26 protein-coding genes, 1 tRNA gene and 1 pseudogene are annotated in these 24779 nt (G+C 65.6%); 13 read left to right on the forward strand and 15 right to left on the reverse strand.

All coding sequences use genetic code 11. The features are described 5' to 3' along the window. Positions 1-13: 13 nt before the first annotated feature. Positions 14-490, reverse strand: a complete 477-nt coding sequence (locus HMUK_RS05465) for a hypothetical protein (protein WP_126967112.1) — start codon at positions 488-490, stop codon at positions 14-16. 102 nt (positions 491-592) lie between these two features. Beyond that, entirely contained in the window at positions 593-1144 is a 552-nt protein-coding gene (locus HMUK_RS05470; protein ID WP_015762120.1) for an NADPH-dependent FMN reductase, read from the reverse strand. Positions 1145-1253: 109 nt separating this feature from the next. On the opposite strand from HMUK_RS05470, the gene HMUK_RS05475 reads away from it, so the two are divergent. Next, complete coding sequence (locus tag HMUK_RS05475; RefSeq protein ID WP_015762121.1) at positions 1254-1844, forward strand: hypothetical protein; 591 nt, start codon at positions 1254-1256, stop codon at positions 1842-1844. A 20-nt stretch (positions 1845-1864) separates the two neighbouring features. Here HMUK_RS05475 and HMUK_RS05480 read toward each other — a convergent pair whose 3' ends face one another. Together HMUK_RS05480 and HMUK_RS05485 are read right to left on the reverse strand one after the other, a co-directional pair. Then, complete coding sequence (locus HMUK_RS05480; RefSeq protein WP_015762122.1) at positions 1865-3322, reverse strand: amidohydrolase family protein; 1458 nt, start codon at positions 3320-3322, stop codon at positions 1865-1867. After that, positions 3319-3795, reverse strand: a complete 477-nt coding sequence (locus HMUK_RS05485; protein ID WP_223270934.1) for a SpoIIAA family protein — start codon at positions 3793-3795, stop codon at positions 3319-3321. Before HMUK_RS05485 ends, HMUK_RS05480 begins: the two co-directional genes overlap by 4 nt. Positions 3796-4021: 226 nt before the next feature. Here HMUK_RS05485 and HMUK_RS05490 point away from each other — a divergent pair, with 226 nt between their 5' ends. Next, positions 4022-4900 (forward strand): DUF106 domain-containing protein, encoded by an 879-nt coding sequence (locus HMUK_RS05490; protein ID WP_015762124.1) that lies wholly within the window; start codon positions 4022-4024, stop codon positions 4898-4900. 426 nt (positions 4901-5326) lie between these two features. Further along, positions 5327-7381, forward strand: a complete 2055-nt coding sequence (gene uvrB / locus HMUK_RS05495; protein WP_015762125.1) for an excinuclease ABC subunit UvrB — start codon at positions 5327-5329, stop codon at positions 7379-7381. Between the two features lie 330 nt (positions 7382-7711). Here the strand turns inward: uvrB and HMUK_RS05500 are convergent. Beyond that, positions 7712-8373, reverse strand: a pseudogene (locus HMUK_RS05500) (HD domain-containing protein). Between the two features lie 215 nt (positions 8374-8588). Between HMUK_RS05500 and HMUK_RS05505 the strand changes: the two are divergent. Next, complete coding sequence (locus HMUK_RS05505) at positions 8589-9467, forward strand: alpha/beta fold hydrolase (protein WP_015762127.1); 879 nt, start codon at positions 8589-8591, stop codon at positions 9465-9467. 1168 nt (positions 9468-10635) lie between these two features. Here the strand turns inward: HMUK_RS05505 and HMUK_RS05510 are convergent. From HMUK_RS05510 to HMUK_RS05525, 4 genes are all read right to left on the reverse strand, one after another. Next, on the reverse strand, positions 10636-10920 hold the full coding sequence (locus tag HMUK_RS05510) for a type II toxin-antitoxin system RelE family toxin (RefSeq protein ID WP_015762128.1): 285 nt from the start codon (positions 10918-10920) through the stop codon (positions 10636-10638). After that, entirely contained in the window at positions 10913-11194 is a 282-nt protein-coding gene (locus tag HMUK_RS05515) for a ribbon-helix-helix domain-containing protein (RefSeq protein ID WP_015762129.1), read from the reverse strand. Before HMUK_RS05515 ends, HMUK_RS05510 begins: the two co-directional genes overlap by 8 nt. A 352-nt stretch (positions 11195-11546) precedes the next feature. Next, positions 11547-11618, reverse strand: a tRNA-Thr gene (locus HMUK_RS05520). 67 nt (positions 11619-11685) lie between these two features. Next, a complete protein-coding gene (locus HMUK_RS05525) occupies positions 11686-12333 on the reverse strand; it encodes a DUF7114 family protein (protein ID WP_015762130.1) in 648 nt (215 codons plus the stop codon). Positions 12334-12387: 54 nt separating this feature from the next. Here HMUK_RS05525 and HMUK_RS05530 point away from each other — a divergent pair, with 54 nt between their 5' ends. Continuing rightward, complete coding sequence (locus HMUK_RS05530; protein ID WP_015762131.1) at positions 12388-13080, forward strand: enoyl-CoA hydratase/isomerase family protein; 693 nt, start codon at positions 12388-12390, stop codon at positions 13078-13080. A 26-nt stretch (positions 13081-13106) separates the two neighbouring features. Beyond that, positions 13107-13814, forward strand: coding sequence for a DUF3105 domain-containing protein (locus HMUK_RS05535; RefSeq protein ID WP_015762132.1), 708 nt, complete (start codon positions 13107-13109; stop codon positions 13812-13814). Positions 13815-13844: 30 nt separating this feature from the next. On the opposite strand, the gene HMUK_RS05540 is transcribed toward HMUK_RS05535, so the two are convergent. The 3 genes from HMUK_RS05540 to HMUK_RS05545 form a co-directional block, all read right to left on the reverse strand. Then, positions 13845-14678, reverse strand: a complete 834-nt coding sequence (locus HMUK_RS05540) for an NAD+ synthase (RefSeq protein ID WP_015762133.1) — start codon at positions 14676-14678, stop codon at positions 13845-13847. 484 nt (positions 14679-15162) lie between these two features. Then, on the reverse strand, positions 15163-15417 hold the full coding sequence (locus HMUK_RS17095) for a hypothetical protein (protein WP_015762134.1): 255 nt from the start codon (positions 15415-15417) through the stop codon (positions 15163-15165). Positions 15418-15951: 534 nt separating this feature from the next. After that, entirely contained in the window at positions 15952-16332 is a 381-nt protein-coding gene (locus tag HMUK_RS05545) for a VOC family protein (RefSeq protein WP_015762135.1), read from the reverse strand. A gap of 207 nt (positions 16333-16539) precedes the next feature. Here HMUK_RS05545 and HMUK_RS05550 point away from each other — a divergent pair, with 207 nt between their 5' ends. After that, positions 16540-17511 (forward strand): aldo/keto reductase, encoded by a 972-nt coding sequence (locus HMUK_RS05550; protein ID WP_015762136.1) that lies wholly within the window; start codon positions 16540-16542, stop codon positions 17509-17511. Between the two features lie 98 nt (positions 17512-17609). Here HMUK_RS05550 and HMUK_RS05555 read toward each other — a convergent pair whose 3' ends face one another. After that, positions 17610-18488, reverse strand: a complete 879-nt coding sequence (locus HMUK_RS05555; RefSeq protein ID WP_015762137.1) for a YkgJ family cysteine cluster protein — start codon at positions 18486-18488, stop codon at positions 17610-17612. Between the two features lie 48 nt (positions 18489-18536). After that, the gene (locus HMUK_RS05560; protein WP_049940750.1) at positions 18537-18914 is read right to left on the reverse strand and encodes a CBS domain-containing protein; all 378 of its coding nucleotides are present in this window, start codon (positions 18912-18914) and stop codon (positions 18537-18539) included. Positions 18915-18999: 85 nt separating this feature from the next. On the opposite strand from HMUK_RS05560, the gene HMUK_RS05565 reads away from it, so the two are divergent. From HMUK_RS05565 to HMUK_RS05575, 3 genes are all read left to right on the forward strand, one after another. Continuing rightward, a complete protein-coding gene (locus tag HMUK_RS05565; protein WP_015762139.1) occupies positions 19000-19833 on the forward strand; it encodes an aldo/keto reductase in 834 nt (277 codons plus the stop codon). 524 nt (positions 19834-20357) lie between these two features. Next, entirely contained in the window at positions 20358-21206 is an 849-nt protein-coding gene (nadE, locus tag HMUK_RS05570; protein WP_015762140.1) for an NAD(+) synthase, read from the forward strand. Positions 21207-21258: 52 nt separating this feature from the next. Next, on the forward strand, positions 21259-21789 hold the full coding sequence (locus HMUK_RS05575) for an HTH domain-containing protein (RefSeq protein WP_015762141.1): 531 nt from the start codon (positions 21259-21261) through the stop codon (positions 21787-21789). 195 nt (positions 21790-21984) lie between these two features. Here the strand turns inward: HMUK_RS05575 and HMUK_RS05580 are convergent, their stop codons facing one another. Then, on the reverse strand, positions 21985-22266 hold the full coding sequence (locus HMUK_RS05580; protein WP_015762142.1) for a hypothetical protein: 282 nt from the start codon (positions 22264-22266) through the stop codon (positions 21985-21987). A gap of 370 nt (positions 22267-22636) precedes the next feature. Here HMUK_RS05580 and HMUK_RS05585 point away from each other — a divergent pair, with 370 nt between their 5' ends. From HMUK_RS05585 to HMUK_RS05595, 3 genes are read left to right on the forward strand one after another with little or no spacing between them, the layout of a single operon-like run. Further along, entirely contained in the window at positions 22637-22942 is a 306-nt protein-coding gene (locus tag HMUK_RS05585; RefSeq protein ID WP_015762143.1) for a 30S ribosomal protein S24e, read from the forward strand. A 1-nt stretch (position 22943) separates the two neighbouring features. After that, a complete protein-coding gene (locus tag HMUK_RS05590) occupies positions 22944-23078 on the forward strand; it encodes a 30S ribosomal protein S27ae (RefSeq protein WP_015762144.1) in 135 nt (44 codons plus the stop codon). A gap of 21 nt (positions 23079-23099) precedes the next feature. Next, positions 23100-24746 carry a bifunctional N(6)-L-threonylcarbamoyladenine synthase/serine/threonine protein kinase gene (locus HMUK_RS05595; RefSeq protein ID WP_015762145.1) on the forward strand — a complete coding sequence of 549 codons (1647 nt, stop codon included), beginning with the start codon at positions 23100-23102 and terminating at the stop codon, positions 24744-24746. Positions 24747-24779 lie beyond the last annotated feature (33 nt).

The following is a 24779-nucleotide window of genomic DNA, read 5'->3' on the forward strand; positions in this document are numbered from 1 at the left end:
CAGAACTTCGCGACTAGCCGGTCAGCCAGTACCGCGTCTGATCGACGGTCGTCGAGAGCCACTGGCCGTGGACGCGGCCCGGCCCGGGCTCGAACACCGCGTCGAAGACGAGGTCCCGGCCGTCGATACGCAGTTCTCGGAGCGTGAGCGTGCGCTCGCTGGCCCAGGTCGCGAGGCGCGCGTCGCCACACTCGTCGAGTTCGAAGTAGGTCGCTGGCGTCCGATCGGTCGTGAACGTGTACTCCCGGTCGCCGTAGGAGAGCGTCTCTTCGACGATCTCGCCGAAGGCGAAGGCGATCCGGCACTGCTCGCGCGGCTCGTCGGCTCGGTCGCTGTCGACGCGGCGGCGACGGTCGACGTCGTAGCCCCACTTGCGCGCCCACCCTTCGAGGAGGCGCACGTCGATCCGCGGGTCCGACCTCGACCGGCCGCCGTCCCACAGGACGTGATACTGGGACGGTCGCTCGTCGCCGAGGTGCTGGTCGAACATGGTGGTGGGATTCGACTGAGCCATCATATACCTGTATGGTCGTTCACCGATGCTGCCGGCGACCGACATCGCTTCAGACTTCGATAATCGGGCGGGGACCCGCTATACTGCGGCTTTCGGTTCGGTCGCGGCGTTGGCCGCGACCATCCGACCGAGCGTTCGCACGCGGGCCTCGATGTCGGCGTCGACGAAGGCTCCGTCGTCGTCGAAGGCGTCGGACGCGTTGCGGATCCCGACCTCGTGGGGGAGCGTCCAGCCGTGGACCGTCCGGACGCCGGTTCGGAGGTGTTCCAGCGCCGGGCCGTAGGAGCCACCGCCGGCAGTCGCCAGCAGTCCGACCGTCGTGTCCCTGAACTCGTCGCGCCCCAGGTAGTCGAGCGCGTTCTTCAGCGCCGACGACACCATACCGTGGTACACCGGCGTTCCGAGCACCACCGCGTCGGCGTCGGCGATCAGCGCCCGCAACGCCCCGGCGTCGCCCCGGTCGCGGTCGTCGGGATCGAACAGCGGTAGTTCCCACTCGCGGAGGTCTACCAGTTCTGTCGTCGCGCCGGCCGTCTCTGCGGCCGACAGCGCGTGTTCCAGTGCCAGACACGTCGTGCTCGTCTCGCGCAGACTACCGCTGATGGCGACGACGAGCGGGGACTCGCTCATGACAGCGTGTCTGGACCCCGACGGGCTTAACCCCCGTGGTGGCACCTCGACGAGGTGGTTGTCTGTCGAATCCCGGCAGTTACAAGCCCTGGCGACCGTAGCGACCAGTATGGACGCTCAGGAATTCGTCGACACGGTCAGTTCCGAGAACAAGACGGCGCTCTCGCGGCTCGGCTCCTCGAAGGCGCTGTACGCGCTCACCGGCGGCGAGATGGACGAGGGACCGATTCTGGCAGGTGCGGCCGACCGCGCGCACTACGCTGGCGAGACCGTCGACGGGTGGGCGGGAGAGACCTTCGAGGCGGCCGCCGACACCGCCAGCGACCACTACGAGACGATCGTCGACAAACTCGGCGACCACGAACCGGGCGAGCGGCCGGCCATGTTCGAGACGCTGGCCCGACAGGACGAGACGGCCGCCCGTCTCGGCGGACTCGTCGGCTGGACGCTCGTCGCCAAGAAGACCGACGAACAGCTCACGGGATTTTTCGTCGGACAGGCCGACCCCCAGACCTCGCAGGTGTTTCGCGACCTGGGTGGCGACATCGAAGCCCTCCGCGAGCAGGCCCTCGACGCGCTGGCCGAGGACGGCGACTGGGACGCCGCCGAGGCCGCAGCGAGCGCGGTCGTCCAGGCCGCCTACGACGACTACTTCGAGACGCTCGAAGACCTCGGCGTGAACCCCAAGCCGGTGTGCTGATCGGCCGCTCTCGCGTGCCCTCACCTGAACACGTCTCGGAGCTTCTGTGCGCCGATCCGTCCGAGTAGCTTCGCCGGTCCGCGCTTTGGCGCGTCTGCGAGCACGTCCCGGGGTGCCGGTGGCTCGGGCGTTCCGAGTCCGAGGTCCCACTCGGTCGCCGCCGTGAACTGCTCGACGGCCGCGGTGGCCCGCTCGCGGACCGCTTTCGCATCCATCGTCTGAACGACCCCGTCCTCGACGACCACCTCCCCGTCGACGACGACGGTCTCCACGTCCGAACGGCGGGCGCTGTTCGCGATCTGTGCCGGCACGTTCGTCAGCGGTGTGAACTTCGCCTGCTCTACGTCCAGTACGATCAGATCCCCGCGAGCGCCGGGGACGAGGCGGCCGACCGACTCGATGCCCACCGCGTCGGCGCTCTCGGCGGTGAGCATTCGGACCAGCGCCATCGAGTCGTACTGCTGTGCCCCCGCGTCGAGGTTGGCCAGCAGCCGCGCCGAGCGGGCCTCTTCGAACAGGTCGACGGAGTCGTGCCAGTAGTGGTCGTCCAGACCGAGGCCGACGGCCACGCCGGCCTCGCGCAGGTCGGCCACCGGCGTCCAGGGAGTCTCCGGATCGAGGTTGTAGTAGCCGAAGATGGACGGGCAGTGTGCCACACCGGCGTCGGCCCCGCTCATCCGCTCGATGTCTCTCTCGTCGGCGACGCGGAAGTGCGCGCCCACGAGCCGGTCGTCGAGCAGCCCGACCGCGTCCAGCAGCGCGAGCGAATCGTCGCTCCCGTTCGCACGGGCCATCTCGTCGCTTTCGCCAAGCTCCAGCAGGTGCGTGTGGACGGGCACCTCCGGGTACTCGGCCGCCAGGTCTGCGACGCGCTCCCAGAGGTCGCGCGTACACGACCAGTCGTCGTGGGGACAGATGGCGGCGCTGATCCGTCCGTCGTAGCTGCCGTGGAACTGCTCGACGAACGAGCGGGCCTGCTCGAACTGTGCGTCGACCGGCCGGTCCCAGAACAGATCCGACAGCATGGGTCCCATCACTGCCCGCAGACCCGCCTCGCCGAGAACGTCCGCCCCCAGCGCTGGACGCACGTCCATCGTGTTGACCGTCGTCACGCCCCCCTGGAGGTGAGTCAGAGCCGCCAGCTCGTACCCCGCTCGCAGTAGGTCGTCGTGCTCGCTGGCCATGTCGGCGATCAGCGGCGTCATCTGGGCGAACAGCTCGACCGGTCCCATCTCACTGAAGGCACCCGTCAGCGCGGTCCCTTCCAGGTGTGCGTGGGCGTTGACGAGCCCGGGGAGCACGAGCCGTCCCGCTCCGTCGAGGACGTGGTCGGCGTCGATCTCGGCGTCGCCCGCCCGGCTCTCTCGGACTGTGGCGATGTCGCCGTCTCGGACCACGACGGTACCGGACTCGTAGACGCGGTTGCGCTCGTCGACGGTTACGACGACCGCGTCGTGGACGACGAAGTCCGCCGTCACTGTGACTCCTTCCCACGATCGACCGGGAGTTCCCCGGTCCGGACCCAGGTGCGAGCCGCCTCGCGTTCCCCCGGACCGAAGTACCGCATCTCATCGGGACTGACCGGCCAGACCGGCGCGATGGCTCGCCAGCAGTCGAACAGTCCTCGCGCCCAGACCGAATCGCCGACGGCAGCGTAGCGACCGATGTCGAACGACGACCCCCGTCGGAGGTCTGGTAGGATGCCGTAACAGTTCGAGAGAGCCGATCGAGCGGTCCAGTCGACCGTCTCCTCGTAGAGGTGGACGGTGTCGTGTGCGTCGGTCGTCGCCGAGAGGAGCCGGTAGAGGTCCCTGAACCCGGCGGGCGAGCAGTCGCCGACTCGAATGGCGACGACGGCCGGTTCCGGCTCGGTCAACACTTCGAACATCGCGTCGTTCGGATCGGGCCGGTAGTCGTCGAACGCGGCCGTCACCGTCTCGCGATCGATCATGGTCGGCGATTCGATGACCTGATTATTAAACTGGCTGCTATTATATGGGTAATTATACGCAATCTCTAGCATAATCTTGGTTCTAAATTGTTAAACAGTCGTCTTACTTCTGCTCTCGGTCGAGGCCTGTGGCCCAGCCACCGCGCTCGCTGCGTGGCCGACCACCTGCTTTCGAGCGGGCTCGCCGAGGAAGAAGATTCATGTATCTGGTGGGACCAGTTGGGACATGGATAGTTCTCTCGACGCCGTCCGGGCGGACGACGACCTCGCCGTGGCGCTGTCGGTCGTCCTCGACCGTGCCGAGGCGGGTGACGGAACCGTCGCGTGGACGGATCTCCAGGGACAGATCGATCCCGCCGAGTGGGGCCGACTGCTCGACCACGGCGTCGTCGTCCCGGCTGGTGATCGCTTCGTCGTCGACGACCCGACCGCGGCTCGCGAACTGCTCGCACAGCGAGACCTCGACGGCGCGGACTCCGACGCCCCCGAGACCGGCGGCTGGTCGCGCGCGGACAAGCTGGCAGGGGTCGGCGCACTCGCGCTGATGGCGAGCTACCAGTTGCCCGGCGGGCGCGAACTGGTCGGCCAGAGCGTCAACACCGTTCTCGGACCGCTCGCGGCACAACTGCCCTTCGTCGCGACGATCACACTGCTTGCGGTCGTGACCGCGCTGGCCTCGACGACGATTCGCCGCCGGCTCCGGTCGAAAGAACGGATGGAGCGGCTCAAGACGCGGATGAACGACGTGCGCGAGCGCCTCGACGCCGCCCGTGATCGCGGCGACGACGAGGCGGTCGAACGGCTCCGGGCCGAACAGCAGGAGCTGATGACCCGGCAGCTGTCGATGTTCAAGCACATGCTCCGGCCGATGGCCTGGACGGTGCTGATCTCGGCACCGATCTTCCTGTGGCTGTCGTGGCTGGCCGTCGCGCCCGCCGCCGCCATCGCGCCGACGGCGACGGTGTTCCCGATGCTCGGCCGAATCACCTGGACGGCCAAACTGATCGGACCGCTGCACGTCTGGACGGTGTGGTACATCGCCACCTCGATGCTCTCGGGGCTGACGATCCAGCGGACGATGGACCGGATCGGCGTCGGGACCTGATCCGGCGGCGATTTCTGTCGGATATATTTTCACCGGAGGTCGAGTCATCGCTCGTCCCCCTGGCTATCGAATCTCACTGCACACCCGATCGCGCCGACGTGGTGCGGTCAGTGTCGCCCGTCGACTCCTGCCATCCGAGCCCGCGTTCTCTCGCTCGCTCTGGTCTCGTCGCTGGTGCCCGGTGTGGTATAACGCCGGCAACTCCGACGACGCTTCCCGGAGATGCGGCGTCGAACTCCCTGTCGCCAGCGCTTCGTCGTCGACCGCGAGTGGCCGCCACTCACCACATTCGATATAGCGTACAGCGGTTTATCACTTCGCGATCCACATTCTGACTCTCTCCGCAAAACACGGCCGAAAGCGTGGAGAACCGGCGAATTCGCCCAAAGCACACCGCTCAAGTCGATCGAGCCCTACTGTCGGACAATGAGCGACTCCGGCCCACTGTCTCCGGACCGACCGGACGCCGAGACGGCGTTTCGCGTCGATGCACCGTTCGAGCCAGCCGGCGACCAGCCAGACGCCATCGAGCAGCTCGTCGACGGATATCGACGGGGAATGGACAAACAGACCCTGCTGGGCGTCACTGGGTCGGGCAAGACCAACACCGTCTCGTGGGCGATCGAAGAGCTCCAGCAGCCGACGCTGGTCATCGCCCACAACAAGACGCTGGCGGCCCAGCTCTACGAGGAGTTTCGGAGTCTCTTCCCCGACAACGCCGTCGAGTACTTCGTCTCGTACTACGACTACTACCAGCCCGAGGCCTACGTCGAGCAGACCGACACCTATATCGACAAGGACGCCTCGATCAACGACGAGATCGACCGCCTCAGGCACTCTGCAACTCGCTCGCTGCTGACCCGTGACGACGTGATCGTCGTCGCTTCGGTGTCGGCGATCTACGGGCTGGGTGACCCGCGCAACTACGTCGACATGAGCCTCCGGCTGGAGGAGGGCCAGCAGATCGAGCGCGACGAACTCCTGGGCCAGCTCGTCGACCTGAACTACGAGCGCAACGACGTGGACTTCACCCAGGGGACCTTCCGCGTGCGGGGCGACACCGTCGAGATCTACCCGATGTACGGCCGCTACGCCGTCCGGGTGGACATGTGGGGAGACGAGATCGACCGGCTCGTGAAGATGGACCCGCTGGAGGGCGAGGTCGTCAGCCAGGAGCCCGCCGTCTTGCTCCACCCGGCAGAGCACTACTCGATCCCCGAACAGCGCCTCCAGCGGGCGATCGAGGAGATCGAGGACATGCTGGCAGATCGCATCCGCTACTTCGAACGACAGGGCGATGCCGTCGCGGCCCAGCGCATCGAGGAGCGAACCACGTTCGACCTGGAGATGATGAAAGAGACCGGCTACTGCTCGGGGATCGAGAACTACTCGGTCCACCTCTCGGACCGTGAGAGCGGCGAAGCGCCCTACACCTTGCTGGACTACTTCCCCGAGGACTTCCTCACCGTCGTCGACGAGTCCCACCAGACGATCCCCCAGATCAAAGGCCAGTTCGAGGGCGACAAGTCGCGCAAGGAGAGTCTGGTGGAGAACGGCTTTCGCCTGCCGACCGCCTTCGACAACCGCCCGTTGACCTTCGAGGAGTTCGAGGAAAAGACCGACCGGACGCTGTACGTCTCGGCGACGCCGGGCGACTACGAGCGCGAGGAGAGCGGGCAGGTCGTCGAACAGATCGTCCGTCCGACCCACCTCGTCGATCCCGCGATCGAGGTCGCAGACGCCAGCGGCCAGGTCCAGGACCTGCTCGAACGGATCGAATCGATGCCCGACGAGGAGCGCGTGCTGGTGACGACGCTCACCAAACGCATGGCCGAGGATCTCACCGAGTATCTCGAAGAGAGCGGCGTCGACGTGGCCTACATGCACGACGAGACCGACACGCTGGAACGCCACGAACTGATCCGGTCGCTGCGGCTGGGCGAGATCCAGGTGCTCGTCGGCATCAACCTCCTGCGGGAGGGACTGGACATCCCCGAAGTGAGCCTCGTCGCGATTCTCGACGCCGACCAGGAGGGGTTCCTGCGGTCGGAGACGACGCTCGTCCAGACGATGGGGCGGGCCGCCCGCAACGTCAACGGCGAGGTCGTACTCTACGCCGACGACACGAGCGACGCGATGCGGTCGGCCATCGAGGAGACCCAGCGCCGCCGCCAGATCCAGCAGGCGTACAACGAGGAACACGGCTTCGAGCCGACCACCATCGAGAAGGAGATCGGCGAGTCCTCGCTTCCGGGTGCCGAGACGGACACCAGCGACGTGGCCGGTGACGGTCCGGCCGACGCCGACGAGGCCGCCCGACAGATCGACCGGCTCGAAGCCCGGATGGCCGAGGCGGCCGACAACCTGGAGTTCGAACTCGCTGCGGACATCCGCGATCGGATCCGCGAGCTACGCGAGGAGTTCGAACTCGACGGTGGCGACGACGGTGGCGTGCCGGCCCCCGGCCCGGGTGAGTTCTGATACTGTCGGCTGTCTATCTGTGACGATTCCGCCACCCTGGGGTGGCGGATATCTTCACGAGGTTACAGCCAAGTGTGAGGTCCGATATCCGTTCGAGACGGACACGGCTCTCGTATTTGTCGTTACGACACATTTGACGCCGTTTACCGGCCGTTTGTGGCCGTGGCGACTGTTTTCACGGACATGCGCCTGGCCACGCTATAAATCATTATCCGCGATATCAAAGTGGCGTCGGAACGGATTCGCCGAGCTCGCAGCGACGGCAATAGCGACCGCTCTCGTGTGCCGATGCGTGATCCGGTCACCGGAATCGAGATTGTCGGCGATCGATCAGGCGTCGGCTCGCACGCCGATCTCGCTCTCGAACTGCTCGAAGAAGCCCTCCATGAAACGCCACCGCGATCTGCCGAGCCGCCGGGCCGGTGGCGTGTGTAGTTGCTCCAGCCGTTCGCGCGCCCACTCTCGGAGGAGCGAAACGTCGGGACGGTCGGTCGTCGCTTCGTGTGTCGAGGCGTCGTCGAGGTGTGCGTACTGGGTCCCCGTTCGCCCCGATCGTTCGCCGACGACACACGCGAGTCGGACGATCCCGACCGTGCCGGTCGCATCGAGCTTGTCGGCGTCGAACAGGAGCTTCGCTTCCGGGCTCTCGGGCTCTGGTGAACTCGATCGGATGCTGTGGGTCCGCAGGCAGTGTGCGATCGCGTCGATTCGGTCGGCGGCGACGCCTTCGTCGGCCAGCAACTCCCTGGTTTCGGCGGTGGCCCACTCGTCGTGGTCGTCGATTTCGCCGACGCGCTCCAGCGGGCGGCCGATGTCGTGGAGCCACGCGGCCGCGGACAACACGTCTCGATCGACAGCGCGGTCCACCTCTCGGCGAGTCGCACGGAGAGATCACGGACCCGTTTCGCGTGGAACCGATCGTGTGCCGGGAGGGCGAGGTCGTAGTACGGCATTGCCAGCGATCGTGCGAGCGAATCGAGTGTGGAGGGCATCGCTCGGGGCGTCGTCGACCGGTAAAAAAGCGATTGTGGAACACGACGCCGTTCCCCAAGCGCCGGTTCGCGGACCGACCGATTCCGTTCTCTATCGCGGATAGTACTTTATGACGCGTCTCGTCGGGACGGAGTTGTACCCGACGAGGAGACTGATGAGACGCCGCTGGGCGGGCAGCGCGTGGATTTTTGCTGCCGGCGGTCGTCGTCCCTGTATGCCGATCACTGAGACGGTCACCGCCGACGGTCTGGCGATCCACTTCCTCGAAGCCGGCGATCCGGCGGCTCCGACGATCGTCCTCCTGCACGGCGGGATCATCGACGCGGCTCGCGTGTCCTGGGGCGAGGTGATCGAGCCCCTGGCCGCGGACTGTCACGTCGTCGCGCCGGATCTCCTGGGGTACGGCCGGAGCGGCGTCGACAGCGAGGGCACGGACGGCCGGACGGTTCTCCCACCGGGCTCCTACCCGGTCGGCCGGCACGTCGACGCTATGACGGGGTTTCTCGATGAACTGGCCGTCGACACGTTCTCCATCGCCGGGCTCTCGCTGGGCGGTGCCGTCGGACTCGGCCTGGCACTCCGCCGTCCCGCTCTCGTCGACGATCTGCTGTTGATCGACAGCTACGGACTGGGACGGGCGCTGCCAAACGGGCGACTCTCCTACGGCCTCGCACGTGTGCAGCTGTTCAACCGAATCGCTATCGCTCTGTTCCGCCGGAGTCGTCGACTCACGAGGGCGAGTCTCGGCGGGATCGTCGCGGATCTCGACGGCCTCTCCGAGGCGGCGGTCGATGCAGTCTACGAGGAAGTCCAGCGACCCACTGCCGGGGTCGCGTTCCGTCGCTTCCGCGAGGCCGAGGTGACGCGCTCGGGATACCGGACCGTCTACGTCGACGAGCTACCGGAGCTTGCGGTCCCGACACGACTCCTCCACGGCCGCCACGACGAGGTGGTCCCGCTGTCCTGGGCCGAGCGGGCGGCCGATCGCATTCCGGACGGTGAACTGGTGGTTCTCGACTCGTGTGCTCACTGGCCGCCTCGCGAGGCTCCGTCGACGGTGGTCGAACACGCCCGCGAAATCGCGGTTCGCTGAGCGCTCTCGCGGACGGTCTGGTCGCTTCGGAAGCTGTCACAGCGTGACCTGCACTCTCGGGAATATACCGATATTCGCGATACGAAAGCGCGGAGTTACCGCTGGCCGATTCGGTTCTGCGCGTCGGCCTGCGATCGCAGCCCTCTCACGGCGTCCGATCTCGCTGTTCGCGTTCGTTGCAGAAAGCCAACGGGGATTCGAACCCGACGCCAGACCTCGCTCTGCCTGGTCCGGCGTGATTCAAATCACGATTGCGACGCCAGCGATTTCAGCAGTTGCTCGGCGACAGAACGCCTCGCAGAAGTGAAAACTGACAAGCCTAGGCCGGAATTTGAACCCGGGCTCTCGTCCTTACCAAGGACGCGCTTTACCGAGGTGGCCTTCGGCCCTGAAAGCGGCTACCCTTGCTGCGAAATCCCACTTTGCGTGCTTCTCATCTCTCTATCAGCAACTCTATTTATAAAAGAACCGGGGACTCGACCCCGTATGCCGTCTGTGGACGCAAGAAATCGACAACCGTGTTCGGGTGAGTGTTGCCATACTTGGCACATCAGAATTCTGTGGGGTTCGAGTGGTTCAGCTGGATGGCTCCCTTCATCGAGTCGGATAGCTCTGTTGGAACCCTCTTAGTTCGATACCTGTCCGACTGAACAGCCAATAGGTAGATGTGCGTAGTTAACTGCTCAGCTCTCTGCTAAGAAGTAGCCGCCGATCGTCACCGAAAGTACTTACAGACTCAGAAGAAAACAATTTTTATGCCTGCATTCGGCATTGGAACCCCGATATTCCTCACCTTACAAGCCCTCATCTCGTCGTTCGTCTACTCTGAGGCGAAAAAGTATGGCTCACGTTCCCCGTTAGTCGTGGGAGTATCCGTATTCGTACTGGGAGTGGGCCTTGCATTCATATTCAGTACTGTCATCGGATTAGTTGCAGTCGAATTTCTCGTCATACTTATTTACCTTCTTGGAGTGAATGCTGCCAAACGACGTTCCACATCCGCCTGAACGGTTCTGTTATCCGTTTCTCCTGTACTTACCGAAGCTACTCACAACATCGAGGAGCAGAAGAAACAATCCACTTCGATAAGGTAGCTCACGACCGACGACAGGGACAAATCTGCTGAATCCTCTACCTGTATCTCGCCGCATCGAGGATGTTCCATTACTTAGTCGTCGTCAGCGGTGTACGCGCCGTCTCGACGCTTGATACGCGCGACGACAAGCCGCTGGTCGTCCTGACGGAAGGTCACAGAGAGCCGAAACCCCCCGATGCGTATTTTCTTGTGCGGACTGTTCTGGAGTGGCTCCCCGTAGTCGGGCGGGTCGCGCCACGGCGAGGAGACGATTTCATCGAGCTTGTCGAGTATCCGGTCTTGGTCGGCGGGGGAAAGTCCATCAAGGTCGTTCTCGGCTTTCGAGGAGAGTTCCCACGTCCACCCGTCGTCACTCATCGCTCGTGCCGAACCGCTCGCGGGCTTCCTCCGCGCTCGTCGTCCGTTCCTCGCGGATGTCCTCCTCCGCTTCGAGCAGGGCGACGAGTTCGTCGCGGTCGAACGTCGGGAACTCGACGGCGTCTCGAAGCGTGTACCGGATGAACTCGCTCCGACTGTTGAACCCGCGTCCTTGCCACGTATCGTCTATCTGTTCGAGGAACGACTCGGTGAGCTTGAAGTTCACCGTGGCGATGTCGTCTCCGCCGTCGTCGTTTGTGGCCGCTTCAGACATATAGACGTAATACGCTGGTCTTACCAATAGTCGTTTCGGCAACACTCTATTCGCCGCGTAATCGTCGTGAATGGCCGTATCGAGGGATATTCTATCAGTTTCCTGACTACACTTCACTCGTTCCTCTGCGAGCGCAGATTAGCGAAATCAGTGCGTCCCTGAGGGGATGCGCTCCCGGTCAACTTCGGGGCTATCCCGCCGCAGTCTGCGGGTTGATTTGTGTGTGCTGACAGTTTGGAGGATCACTATACAGCGAGGGATACCCTGTTTAGTGAGACAAGGCTGTTTTGAATATGTTGTGTTCAAGACAGACAAATCCGTAAAGTGTGTACAAGGAGTGTACGGCAGAAAGAGCCTAGGCCGGGATTTGAACCCGGGCTCTCGTCCTTACCAAGGACGCGCTTTACCTCTAAGCTACCCAGGCGCGCATTCATCCGTTGTCCGGAGTTGTCTTTAGGCGTTACGATTCGGGGACGGCACGCCACTCTCTCTCAGTGGTCGGCCGAGGTGCGGACGCCGTCGGCGCTCGTGGCGTCGTTCGTCAGCGTCGCGAGCGTCTCGCGGACGTCCTCGTCGGCGAACGTCTCGACGGGTGGCAGCCCGTCGGTCACGAGGTCGCTGGCGTACTCACGCAGGCGTGGCGTGGGTCGGTTCCCGGCGGCGGTGACGCCGGCCACGGCGGCGAGTTCGAGCACGTCGGCCTCGAGGTTCCGATCGAGCGTGGGGTCGTCGGTTTCGCGGCGGACGGTCTGGTCGGTACCGAACGCCCGGACCACGTCGACGGCGGCGTCGGCGGCCTCCGTTCGGGCCAGCAGGTAGAACCCACGCGAGACGAGGATGTCGGCGATGAGAACGTCCAGGTCGGCGGCGTCGCGGTCGCCGCCCGCCCAGGGGTCGTCGTGGGCGAGCGCCCGCGTCAGCCGGAGTCCCTCGTAGATCAACTGGACACCGGCGGCGCGGTCGCTGATGCCGTCGAGCTGTCCATCGCAGCCGGCGGCGCTCGCGCTGACGAGCGTGCAGACGCCGGGCGTCATCGAGGCGGCGTCGAGCCGGTCCTCGATACGGTCGCGCAGACGAGCGGGGTCGACGTCGTCGACTGCCGCCAGTGCGGCTCGTCGGACCGCAGCGGCTTCCTCCATTACCTTCGCCTAGCGACGGGAAGGGCAAAGACCTTTGGAAACGTCGGATCGGGCATGGGGACGATACGGACCGAGCGGACGGGCGAGGTACTGGTCGTGACGATCGACCGGCCCGACAGCCGCAACGCGCTGACGGCCGACGCGCTGGCGGTGCTGCGAGATCGACTCGCGGACGCGAGCGCGCCGGTAGTCGCAGTTCGGGGCGCTGGGTCGGCGTTCTGTGCCGGCGCGGATCTGGCCACCGTCGACGCCCTCGACGGAGACGACGCGCGTTCGTTCTCGCGGCTGGGCCAGGCCGTCGCGGACGCGCTGGCTGGCTACGACGGGGCGACCGTCGCGGCCATCGACGGGCCGGCACGCGGCGGGGGCGTCGAACTCGCGCTGGCCTGTGACCTGCGGGTCTGTACGCCCCGCTCGACGTTCGCCGAGTCGGGCGTGACGCTGGGGCTGTTCGGCGCGTGGGGCGGGACCGATCGGCTGGTCGGCACCGTCGGCCGGAGCGTGGCGATGGACCTCTCGCTGTCCGGTCGCGTCGTCGACGCCGAGGAGGCACTGCGGGTCGGCCTGGTTTCGCGGATCGTCGACGATCCTCTGGCGGTCGCACACGCGGTCGCCGACAACGACGCCGGAGCGGTCCGGACGATCAAGGGGCTGCTCGCCGAGCCGGCCGACGGCGACCGCCAGTTCGAGCGGGAACGCGAGGCGTTCGCGGCCCTCGTCGAAGCGCGGGCCAAGCGCAAGGATTGAAGCCGTCGCACGCGCACCACGAGACAATGGTTGACTGTGAGTACTGTGACGGGTCCTTCGACAGCGAGGACGCGTACCTCGATCACCTCGGCAGCGCCCACGAGGGTGAGCTGGGGTCGATCGATCAGCGGCGGGTCGCCGAACACGACGGGAGCGACGAGAGCCCGAGCCTCTCGCTGGGGCCGGCTATCCTGATCGGTGTCGTCGGCTTCTCGATCGCGGTCGTGGTCTACGTCGTCGTCTTCATGGGCGCGGGCGGTGGTGGATCGAGTCTCCCAGACAGCGGCGATCAGGCGGTCGTCTCGCAGGTGACGACTCAGGAGTCCGAGGGGCGGACCCACGTCGACCGGGGCACGGAGCTCACCTACGAGCACATGCCGCCGACCTCCGGGCCACACTACGCCGACTGGGCGACGGGGGGGTACTACGACGACGAGACGGCCCCGCCGCTGGGTGAGGTCGTCCACGCGCTGGAACACGGGGCGATCGTCGTCTACTACGACCCCGACGGTATCGATCCGGACGTTCGCGAGAGCTTCCGGCAGTACGGCAATCGCTACACGGACGACTTCATGAGCTTCCTCGCGGTCCCGACGCCGGTCGAGGACCCGGAGGCGACCTACGTCCTGACGGCCTGGACCAAGCGCCTCGACATGGACGAGTACGACGAAGAGACCATGCGGCAGTTCATGGCAGAGTACATCGGTCGCGGGCCCGAGCAGCGGGTCCGCTGACGCCTCGCCCGTCCGAGCCGTCACCGGCGGTCAGAACAGCGGGTCGGGACCCGGCGGCGCGGCGCGCTTGTGCTCGCTCCCCTCGTAGAGGGTCCTGACGTGTTCGACGGCGTCCTCGTCGACGCCGATCTCGGCGGCCGTCGCCGAGGCGGAGACGCCGCCCTCGACGTGGAGCGCGAGGATCGAATCGAGCGTCGGGTAGTCGATGCCCAGCTCCGCCTCGTCGGTCTGGTCGAGCCACATCTCGGCGCTCGCGGTCTTCTCCGCGAGGTCGTCCGGGACGCCGACGTGTGTGGCGAGCTGGCGGACCTGGCCCTTATACAGGTTCGCGATCGGGTGGCAGTCCACGGCACCGTCGCCGTACTTGGTGAAGTAGCCCACCAGCGCCTCGCTTCGGTTGCCCGTCCCGAGGACGATCGAGTCCCGGTGGTTGGCGGCGAGGTAGTTCAGTACGGCCCGACAGCGCACCCGGAGGTTGCCGACGGCGAGCTGATCGCCCTCGGCGTCGGGGTACCCGTCGAGGAAGGCGTCGGCGATCGGTTCGACCTCGATCACGTCGTACTCGATGTCCAGCAGCTCGCTGGCGACGCGCTCGGCGTCGCTCATGTTCGCCTCGCGGTTGACCTCGCTGGGCATCACCAGCCCGTAGACGTTCGCTGCGCCCAGCGCCTCGACGGCCAGATGCGAGGTGAGCGTGCTGTCGATCCCACCGGAGAGCCCGATGATCGCCGTCTCGACGCCGGCCGCGTCGGCCTGCTCGGCGATGAAGTCGGTGATGTGGTCGCGATACGCTTCCAGTTCCGCCTCGGAGAGAGTCAGATCCAGCGGATCGTCGGCTCGCTGGACCGGTTTCGCTTCTGCCATCGTATCCCGAAGAAGGGACGCTAGCGACTAATACCCCACCGAGTCGCCCCCAGGAGTGGACGATCGGTCAGTCTCAGGTGTCGCTGCGACGTTCCTCAGTGTCGAGACTCGGCGGGTATGATATGGGCCTATGTGCAGGCGACACGTGCTTGCCGGCAGCTGTCACATTCGTCAGTGGGCATTGGATGCCCACAGACACGAATAAAATGTATCAAGTAAATCTCGAACGAGATATCCACATGTCGGGTACACTTTCTGATTGATAGATCAAGGAGTGAGCTGGCTGTAGCAAGAACTGATTACAAAGATATCATATATCGGCAGAGGGACACTGGAAATGAATAGTTAGAGATTTGACAGATCTACAACCTTGTTAATCATCCCGCAGTTTGGGGTGTGTCCTAGCACGGTTGAGCTGTTGATTTAGGAACAGTAGAACTGATCCCTCTCAGCTCAGTCTGACAATTGGAAGAATATCTTCTCTTTACGATTTCACACCAATACCAATTTGATAAAATAAAAATGGTATAAGAACTATGGAAAGTGTGAGAGAAAAAGTAACAACTGAGAGGATTATCGGGAGTTCGACGTACCAAACTGTATCGGGCACGATTGGTCCCATTGCAAATATAATGACCACTGCGACGGCTAGGGAAACCATTCCTGCGAAGAATATCTCTAACCGGCTTGACCATGCGCTCTCTCGCATGAGGAGATACTCTTTCGGCGGAATTTCCATATTCCACACACTAATTCGACTGTGATAAATGTGCGGGACACTCCGCAGGCGGTGTTCAGATAAGCAGCAGCACTGACTGACATATAGACACCGAAAGCCCTCGGCACGCTCGGCGGTTCTGTGGCGGATATCTTCACTGCGTTCGATAGTGCCGCCGCAGAACCGCCGACCGCACCTCGCCCTTTCATCCACCAGGAATCGGCTGGTTCACCGTCTGAAACCTGGCGGATGAAAGGGCGAGTGCTGCGTGACGGCGGAGCCGTCACGTTATAGCCGGCCGGTTCCACCGGCCGGCCCTTGCGGGAACCCCGGCGAAGTCTGCTCACGGGCGCAAAGCGCCCGTTCGCACGGCCAGAGGGACTCGGAGAGTCCCTCTCGGCAAGCACGCGGAGCGCGCGCAGCGAGCCGCGGGACCGCAACTGCACGAGGGCTTTCGGTGCCTCGACGATGCTACTCTCGATCTCTTATCTGAACACTACCACTCCGCAGCAGGTTGCAATCTTTCTGATTGGCGAGTGAATGTGGCTGCCGAAATCAGTCGCTCGACTCCAGCGGCTCCACGAACTCCAGCACGTACCCCTCGGGGTCCTCGACGAAGGCGACGTAGGCGTCGGCCGGTTCGATCACGGTGGGTGCGGTGACGACGGTCGCGCCCTGCTCTGTGGCGCGCTCGACCATCGCCTCGGTGTCGTCGACGGTGAGTGCGACGTGGTCGACGTCCGCGCGGTTGGGCGCGATCGGCGTCGTGCGGTCGGGGTCGTGCCGGAGCTGCAACTCGCCGTGGTCGCCGCCGACGTAGACGTTCTCGACCCCGTCGAGCGTGAACGACCACTGTCGTTCCAGCCCCAGTTCGGTGTAGAACTCGACCGCGCGATCCATCTCCGAGACCCACAGCGCGACGTGTGCAACGTCCATGATCGGACGTGCGCGGCCCGGTAGTTGTGTGTATCGACTCGGTAGCGCTCCGATAAGAGAGTGAGGGCCGAGGGCTTTCGGTGTTTGCACACCGGTATCTCGGCTGCGCATGTGAACAGGACCACCGACTCCGGCGGGCCAGTTTTCGCGGCCGGCGTGTCAGAAGCTTGCCGTTGACTACTTGGTCAGTCCCCACGACCCCCGTGTATGGAGTACACGACACTCGGCTCGACCGGGATCGAGGTCTCGAAGATCTGTCTGGGCTGTATGAGCTTTGGCAGCGGCGACGAGTGGATGCTCGACCGGGACGACTCCGAGGCGCTGATCGAGCGCGCGCTCGAACTCGGGATCAACTTCTTCGACACGGCCAACGTCTACTCGACGGGCGAGAGCGAGGCGATCCTCGGCGACGTGCTCGGCGAGTACGACCGCGACGAGCAGGTCGTCGCCACGAAGGTGTTCGGCGAGATGGGCGACGATCCCAACAGGCAGGGGCTCTCGCGGAAGGCGATCGAACAGGAGCTGTCGGCCTCGCTGGACCGGCTGGGCATGGACACCGTCGATCTCTACCAGATCCACCGCTGGGACTACGACACGCCCATCGAGACGACGCTACGGGCGCTGGACGACGCCGTGCGGCGCGGCCAGGTGCGTCACATCGGAGCGTCGTCGATGTGGGCCCACCAGTTCCAGCGGGCCCTGCACGTCAGCCAGCGGGAGGGGCTGGCCCGCTTCGAGACGATGCAGGACCTCTATCACCTCACCTACCGCGAGGAGGAACGCGAGATGTATCCCGTCTGCGAGCAGTGGGACGTGGGCGTCATCCCGTGGAGCCCCCTCGGCGCGGGCTATCTGACCCGCCCCCACGAGGCGTTCACTCGCACGACGCGGGGCGAACACGAGAAGGAGAACATCGGGCTCCCCTACGACGAGGGGCCGGGGAGTCGGGAGATCAACGAGCGCGTTCAGGAACTGGCCGACGAGAAGGGCGTGACGATGGCCCAGATCGCGCTGGCCTGGCACTTCGAGAACGAGTACACCGACGCGCCGATCCTCGGCACGTCGAGCATCGAACACCTCGAAGCGGCCGTCGAAGCACTGGAGATCGACCTCTCGGCGTCGGAGATGGAGTACCTCGAAGAACCGTACGAGCCGGTCCCGGTGTACGGCCACGAGTGATACTGCCGGCTGTCGACCTGTGACCGATTTCGCCACCCGTAGCGACCCCCGCCACGCGGTAACGAACGGGGAGCGGGTCCGATACGTCACGCCAAAGCTCACTCGACGGCGTCCCAGCCCGGCGTCGGCGGTGCACCGTCGTCGTCCTCGATCTTGCGTGCGCAGTCGGGGTCCGGTGCCGGCTCGCCGACCGCGTCGGCGATCGTCTGCCAGCGCTCGATCGTTCGCCCGGTCCACGACGGTGCGTCCCGTGCGCGCTCGTGGTACCGCTCGTACCAGTCGTCGCTGACGGCCCCGGTCCCGGGTGCGGAGGCAGCCGCGACGGCGACGAACTCCGCGCGGTCGGCGGCCGTCAGCTCGTCGGCGACGAGGCGAGACACGACGCCGGAGAGGCGCTCGGGCTCGGGGTGTGCGAACAGCTTCGAACCCAGCGCGGCCGGGCCGAGCAACGGCGTAGCGCCGTCCGGCGGTTCGTCGTCCCGGAGTCGCTCGCCAGCGGCCTCGCCGGGTGCGTGCGCCTCGACGCGCTCGCACTCGGTCTCGACGGCCAGCGAGAGGTTCTCGCCGGGGTAGGCTCCACAGGTGTCCGGATACAGCTCGCCGCCGTGGAGCCGACACTGCAGGGTCACGGGATCGAGGAAGACACAGCTCTCCAGCCAGGTGGGGTCGGCGTCGAACGGCGCGACGGGTTTGGGCGGCTTGCGAAGGCCGACGTAGAACGCCGGCCGACCGTCGATCGCGGCGACGCTGTGCCCGTCGATTCTGACGCCGTCGTCGTCGGCGAACAGGCGGGGCGTGAGGGCGTCGCCGTGACCGCGGTCGACGAACGCACGCACCTCGGCGCGGGTCAGCGGGACGAGGTTGGCGGTCTCGTCGAGCGGCTGGCGACTGCCGCGCCGCTCGTGATCGATGTCGGCGTCGGTCAGGGGCCGCCAGTCGATACAGCAGCCGGCACACCCCTCGCAGTCGACTCTCATGTTCGACCGTTCGGGCGTGCGGGAGAAAAGGCCCCGTCCCGAGACGCCCTAGGCGAACTCGCCCGTCGTGTCTGTCGAGGAGACCATCCCGACGTAGTCGCCGTGATCGTCCATCACCGGGAGGTGTTTGATGCCGAAGTTGGTCATCATGGCCGCGGCCTCGTTGAGTTCCGTCGTCGTCTCGACGCGCTCGACGGGAGAGGTCATCACGTCCGCGACTCGGGTTTCCGTGAGGTCCGCGCCCTCGGCGACGGCGTGGACCACGTCGGTCGTCGTGACGATCCCGGCGTCCGCTCCCGGGACGAAGAGCCCGTTGACGTTCGATTCGCGCATCTGCTCGGCGACGGCCCGGACGGTCGCGTTCGGGCTCGTCGTCTCCAGCGGTGTCGACATCACGTCCTCGACGAGGACAGTGTCGGAACTCATACCACGACTGTCGTGGCCAACTGTCATTGTCCTTTCCCTCCTTCGACGCCGCGACGTTCTTTGTGGTCCCGGCGCAACGTCGGCTATGGAACACGTCGAAGCCGGCGGCGCGTCGATCCCGAAGATCGGACTCGGAACGTGGCAAAACACCGGGACAGCGTGTACCGAGACGGTTCGGACCGCTCTGGATCTCGGCTATCGACACGTCGACACCGCGCAGGTGTACGACAACGAGCGGGCGGTCGGCGAGGGGATCGCCGCGGCCGACGTGGATCGCGACGACATCTTCCTGACGACGAAGGTGTGGCGCTCGAACCTCCGGCGCGAGACGGTCGTCTCGACGGTCGAAGAGAGTCTGGCGAAACTCGGCGTCGACTACGTGGACCTGCTGTTGATCCACTGGCCCCACCCGCGAGTTCCCGTCGAGGAGCCCCTCGACGCGATGGCCGAACTGCGCGAGCGGGGACTGGTCGAACACCTCGGCGTGAGCAACTTCACGCGGTCGCAGCTCCGGGCGGCCGCCGACGCCGTCGACGGCCCGATCGTCGCCGATCAGGTGCTGTACCATCCCTACAAGGAGCAGTCGGCGCTGCGAGAGTACTGCGTCGACGCGGGGATCGCACTGACGGCCTACAGCCCGCTCGCGCGGGGGCGAGTCCTCGGAGACGATCTGTTGGCCCGGATCGGCGACCGCTACGACCGGAGTCCGGCACAGGTCGCGCTGCGCTGGCTGGTCCAGCAGGACGGCGTCGTCGCCATCCCGAAGAGCACCAGCCGCGATCACCTGGCCGACAACCTCGCAGTCTTCGAGTTCTCCCTGACCGACGACGAGATGGCCCGCATCCACGAGCTGGAGGGTGGCTTCAAGACGAAGCTTCGCAACCGTCTGCCCGCGCTGATGCGCCGGCTGCCCGTCTGATAGCGGTCGGCGTCGCGATCGACGGGTGGGTGTAGCGACCTATAGTAGCCATTGAAAATCAATGCACACCCGATCGCACGACAGCAGTGCGATCGGTGTGTAAATCGTTTCAATTGTTACTATAGCGGTGAGCGGCTCTCCCGTGGCGACGGCCATCGGGAAGCGAGGAGTCCGTCCGAGACCGTCGTTCGGTCGGTGTGTCTCGCCTTTCGCTGGTCACTATACCTGTACTAGGTCCTCTCAGAGACCCCCATCCATTAGTTCCCCTGGTAGGGAATCACTATCAGTAGCGAGTCGAACTGCTGGTACCGTGTACTGCACGCCACGATCTGTGATCGGGTCGTCCGGCCGACAGCCGACGCCGTTTGTCCGACGGCCGGCGACAGCTATCGCGCCGGCCGTCTCCGTCTCACGAAGAGCGCTCTCCCGAGGGCGGGACAGCCGGCACACCCGTGAGCCCGGCGGTGTCCGCCCCCCGGAGCGACACGGTCGCGGTTCGCGCTCGCCGCCGGGCGGTGGTCGCCGTGAGTGACTCGAACCGCAGCCCGTCCGACGCTGCACTGGCCCGCGAGGGCTCCGATCTTGCGACCGAGCCGGAGGCGGTCCAGGGACTCCGCGAGCAGTTGCCCCGCTTCGTCGAACGGACGCTCGAACGGGCCGGTGCCGAGGGCGTCGTCGTCGCGCTGGACGGGCGCGTCGGTTCGACGGTCGCGGCGGTGCTGGCGATCGAGGCCGTCGGCGTCGATCGGGTCTGCGGTCTCGTGTTGCCGGCCAACATGAACGACGAGGCTTCGGCCAGGGCGGCGGAGGCGGTCGCGTCGATGCTGTCGATCGAGTACGAGCGACTCCAGTTGCGCCCGCTGCTCTCGGCGTTCCAGCGCGTGCTCGGTGCCAGTGGGGAACCGGCCGACGACGTCGTCGCGCTCGACAACGCAGGCGAACGGTTCCGGATGGCGTGTCTGTACTACGTCGCCAACACGACCGATCGACTCGTGCTCGGCTCCGTCGATCGCACCCGGCGGCTCCTGGGATCGACGACGAAACACGGGGACGACGGCGTCGACCTCGCGCCGCTGGCACCGCTCTACCGCACCGAGGTGCGAGCGCTCGCGAGAGCGGTCGACGTGCCGTCGGATATCCTCGACCGGTCGACGCGGACGGCGGGACGCGCCGACAGCGACCCGGAGCAACTCGGCGTCGACCCCGAGACTCTCGACGAGATCCTCCACGCTCTCGTCGACGAAGCGCAACCACCGGCCGCCGTCGCCGAGCGACTCGCCGTCGATCGAGCGACGGTCCAGCGGGTCCGGCAGTGGCGAGAAACCACCAGACACAAGCGCCGCCCGCCGCTGACGCCGTCGATCGATCTCTAGTAGTCACGACCACGAAACTCATGGTTGCTGACCGTCAACAGACAATTAACGAATGAACGCGAACGACATCGACCTCTCTCCGACGCAGACTCAGCTCGTAACGACGCTCATCAACGAACACGAGACCGCGGACGGCCCGGTCACGAGCGGTCAGGTCGCCGAGATACTGGACCGCAGCTCGGGCACGGTCCAGAACCAGCTCACGACCCTCCAGTCGATCGGGCTCGTCGAGAGCGTCCAGGGGCCCACCGGCGGGTACGAGCCGACGCCAGCGGCGTTCGCCGCGATCGGTCGCGAGCCGATGGACGACGCCGAGACGGTGACCGTCTCGCAGGCGTTCGACCGGATCGACGCCACGGTCGAGGAGATCGACCTGACCAACGTCCATCACCCGACGGAGTGTACGGCACACGTCTCCCTCCAGGGGACCCTCGACAGTATCGAGGTCGGTGATCCGGTCGTCGTCGGGCCGACGCCCAGCGCCGATCTGGTCGTCGCGGGCGAAGTGACGGCCGTCTCCGAGACCGCCGACGAGCTGGTGCTCGCCGTTCGACGCATGGACGCGCCGGTAACCGAGGAGTAGATGACGGCGACCTCGCCGCGGTGGCGTCGTCGCAGCGAAAACCAGTCGTGATGCAAAGAGCGTGGCGTCTCGTTCTCACACCGTCGGCTGTCACGGCGTGACGGACAACGGTCTCATACGGACGGTTGTCGTTGCGTAGCGATGCGCGTCGCCACGGAGGAGACGGTCACCGGGACAGTCCGACAACCATTCGTATCACAGCGGGGCGATGCTGACGGTCACGGTACCGACGCCGGGGACGGTGACCCGACGAGGCGTATCGTTCGTCCGGCGGACCAGCGCGGCCAGTCCGAACTGCGTGCCTTTCACCGCGAGTGCCGTCGCGGCGAGCGCCGTCGCGGCCGCGAGCGGATAGCTCAGGGCGACGAGAGCGGCGACGAGGAGGACGGGGAAACCGACCAGCGTCGCGAACGACGGGGAATTGACTGCGGGACCACGCTCGGATCGTGTGCGAAGATGGGATGTGTTCGATGACATTGTGAGTGCTCCGTGGGGGCGAGCGGTCGCGGGACCACTGCCGTACCTACAACGATACTCTCGCCATACAAAAAGTTTCAGAAAGCCGATTGGTTTTGAGAGGTGGTACCATTACACATTCTGTAGAAATGCTTTTCACGCTCCGAAATGCGGTGCAACAGTTACCACGGTATTCGATTTCTCAACTCTGCTTTCTTATATTTCATCTCGTAGTACCCTGGCGACGGGGCCGTGTCGTCTCCGTCGATCCGGCTCTCTGCTCGGGTGTCGGTCGCGACGCCGTCGGGTCTCGCCCCGCCGCGAGGTGGGTAGCTGTACGCCGTTCGAAATCCTTTTACGCGCTTCAGGGGCAATGTAGGGACAACGAACCATGGAAATCGACATCATCAAAGAAGACGACAACCCGATGTTACACCGGACCGACGTTCGGTTCGAGGTGCGACACGACGAGGCGACGCCGTCGCGACTCTCCGTGCGCGACTCGCTCGCGGCCAAGCTCAACAAGGACGCCGAAGAAGTCGTCGTCCACGAGCTCGACACGAAGTTCGGGATGCGAAAGACCGTCGGCTACGCGAAAGTGTACGACGCGCCCGAGTTCGCCCGCGAGGTCGAGCAGGACCACATGCTCGAACGCAACAAGATCGTCGCCGACGGCGAGTCGGGTGAGGAGGCATAAGATGGCCCGTCACGAGTACTACAGCGACGACGGTCAGATCGAACGCGAGCAGTGCCCCCGGTGTGGCGACACCTTCCTCGCCGAGCACGACGACCGCAAACACTGCGGCAAGTGCGGCTACACCGAGTGGGAGTAACGCCCGCATAGCGGCTTCACAATGCGCGTTCTCGGCATCGAAGGCACAGCCTGGGCAGCCAGTGCTGCGATCTTCGAGGCGGACGAAAGTGAGCTTCGAGATCCCTCGGCGGCCGCCAGTGGCGACCACGTCTTCATCGAGACCGACGCCTACCAGCCCGACAGCGGCGGCATCCACCCCCGCGAGGCCGCCGAACACATGGGCGAGGCGATCCCCAAGGTCGTCGAGCGCGCGCTCGACCACGCCCGCGAGCGAGCGCCCGACACGGAGACGGGCCCGCCCATCGACGCCGTCGCCTTCTCGCGTGGCCCCGGCCTGGGTCCGTGTCTGCGCATCGTCGGGACGGCGGCCCGAGCCGTCGCCCAGCGGTTCGACGTGGCGCTGGTCGGCGTCAACCACATGGTCGCACACCTCGAAGTCGGACGCTACTTCTCGGGGTTTTCCTCGCCCATCTGCCTGAACGCCTCGGGTGCCAACGCGCACGTCCTCGGGTACCGCTCGGGACGGTACCGCGTGCTCGGCGAGACGATGGACACCGGCGTCGGCAACGCCATCGACAAGTTCACGCGCCACGTCGGCTGGTCTCACCCCGGCGGTCCCAAGGTCGAAGATCACGCGACGCGCGGGACGTACGTCGATCTCCCCTACGTCGTCAAGGGGATGGACTTCTCGTTCTCGGGAATCATGTCCGCCGCCAAGCAGGCCACCGACCGTGGTACGCCGGTCGAGGACGTCTGTCGCGGGCTCGAAGAGACGATCTTCGCGATGCTGACCGAAGTCGCCGAGCGCGCCCTCTCGCTGACTGACGCCGACGAACTCGTCCTCGGGGGCGGCGTCGGCCAGAACGAGCGCCTCCGATCGATGCTCGCGGAGATGTGTACGCAGCGCGGTGCGGAGTTCTACGCGCCGGAACCGCGCTTTCTCCGGGACAACGCCGGGATGATCGCGATTCTGGGCGCGCGGATGTACGCGGCCGGCGACACGCTGTCGATACCCGACTCCGGCATCGACTCGGACTTCCGGCCCGATCAGGTCGAGGTGACCTGGGATGCGGGCGAACCGGTCGCTCGCGTCGGCGGCGACGCCGACGAGATTCAGGGGGCCGAGGCGCTCGTCCGCTTCGAGGGCGACCGCGTGATCAAGGAGCGCCGTCCCCGCTCGTATCGCCACCCGAAGCTGGACGAACGGCTGCGTTCGGAGCGCACCAGACAGGAGGCCCGCCTCACCAGCGAGGCCCGCCGGCACGGCGTTCCGACGCCAGTGATACACGACGTCGACCCACGGGACGCCCGGATCGTCTTCCAGCGAGTCGGCGATCGAGAACTGCGCGACGGGCTGACCGAGGAGCGGGTGCGGGCGGTCGGGCGACAGCTCGCTGCGATCCACGACGCCGGCTTCGTCCACGGCGATCCGACGACGCGGAACGTCCGCGTCGGGGCGGGCGATCCGGGCGTCTTCCTCATCGACTTCGGACTGGGCTACTACACGCGAGACACCGAGGACCACGCGATGGACCTGCACGTCCTCGATCAGTCGCTGGCCGGCACCACTGACGACGCCGAGCGACTCCGTGCCGCCGTGGCCGACGCCTATCGGACCGCGAGCGAACGCGACGACACCGTCCTCGACCGTCTCGACGCGATCGAGGATCGCGGCCGATACCAGTGAAAATTAAGTGGGCCCCGCCAGACCGCTCCTGAC

It is taken from the genome of Halomicrobium mukohataei DSM 12286, assembly GCF_000023965.1.
GTDB classification, from domain to species: Archaea; Halobacteriota; Halobacteria; order Halobacteriales; family Haloarculaceae; genus Halomicrobium; species Halomicrobium mukohataei.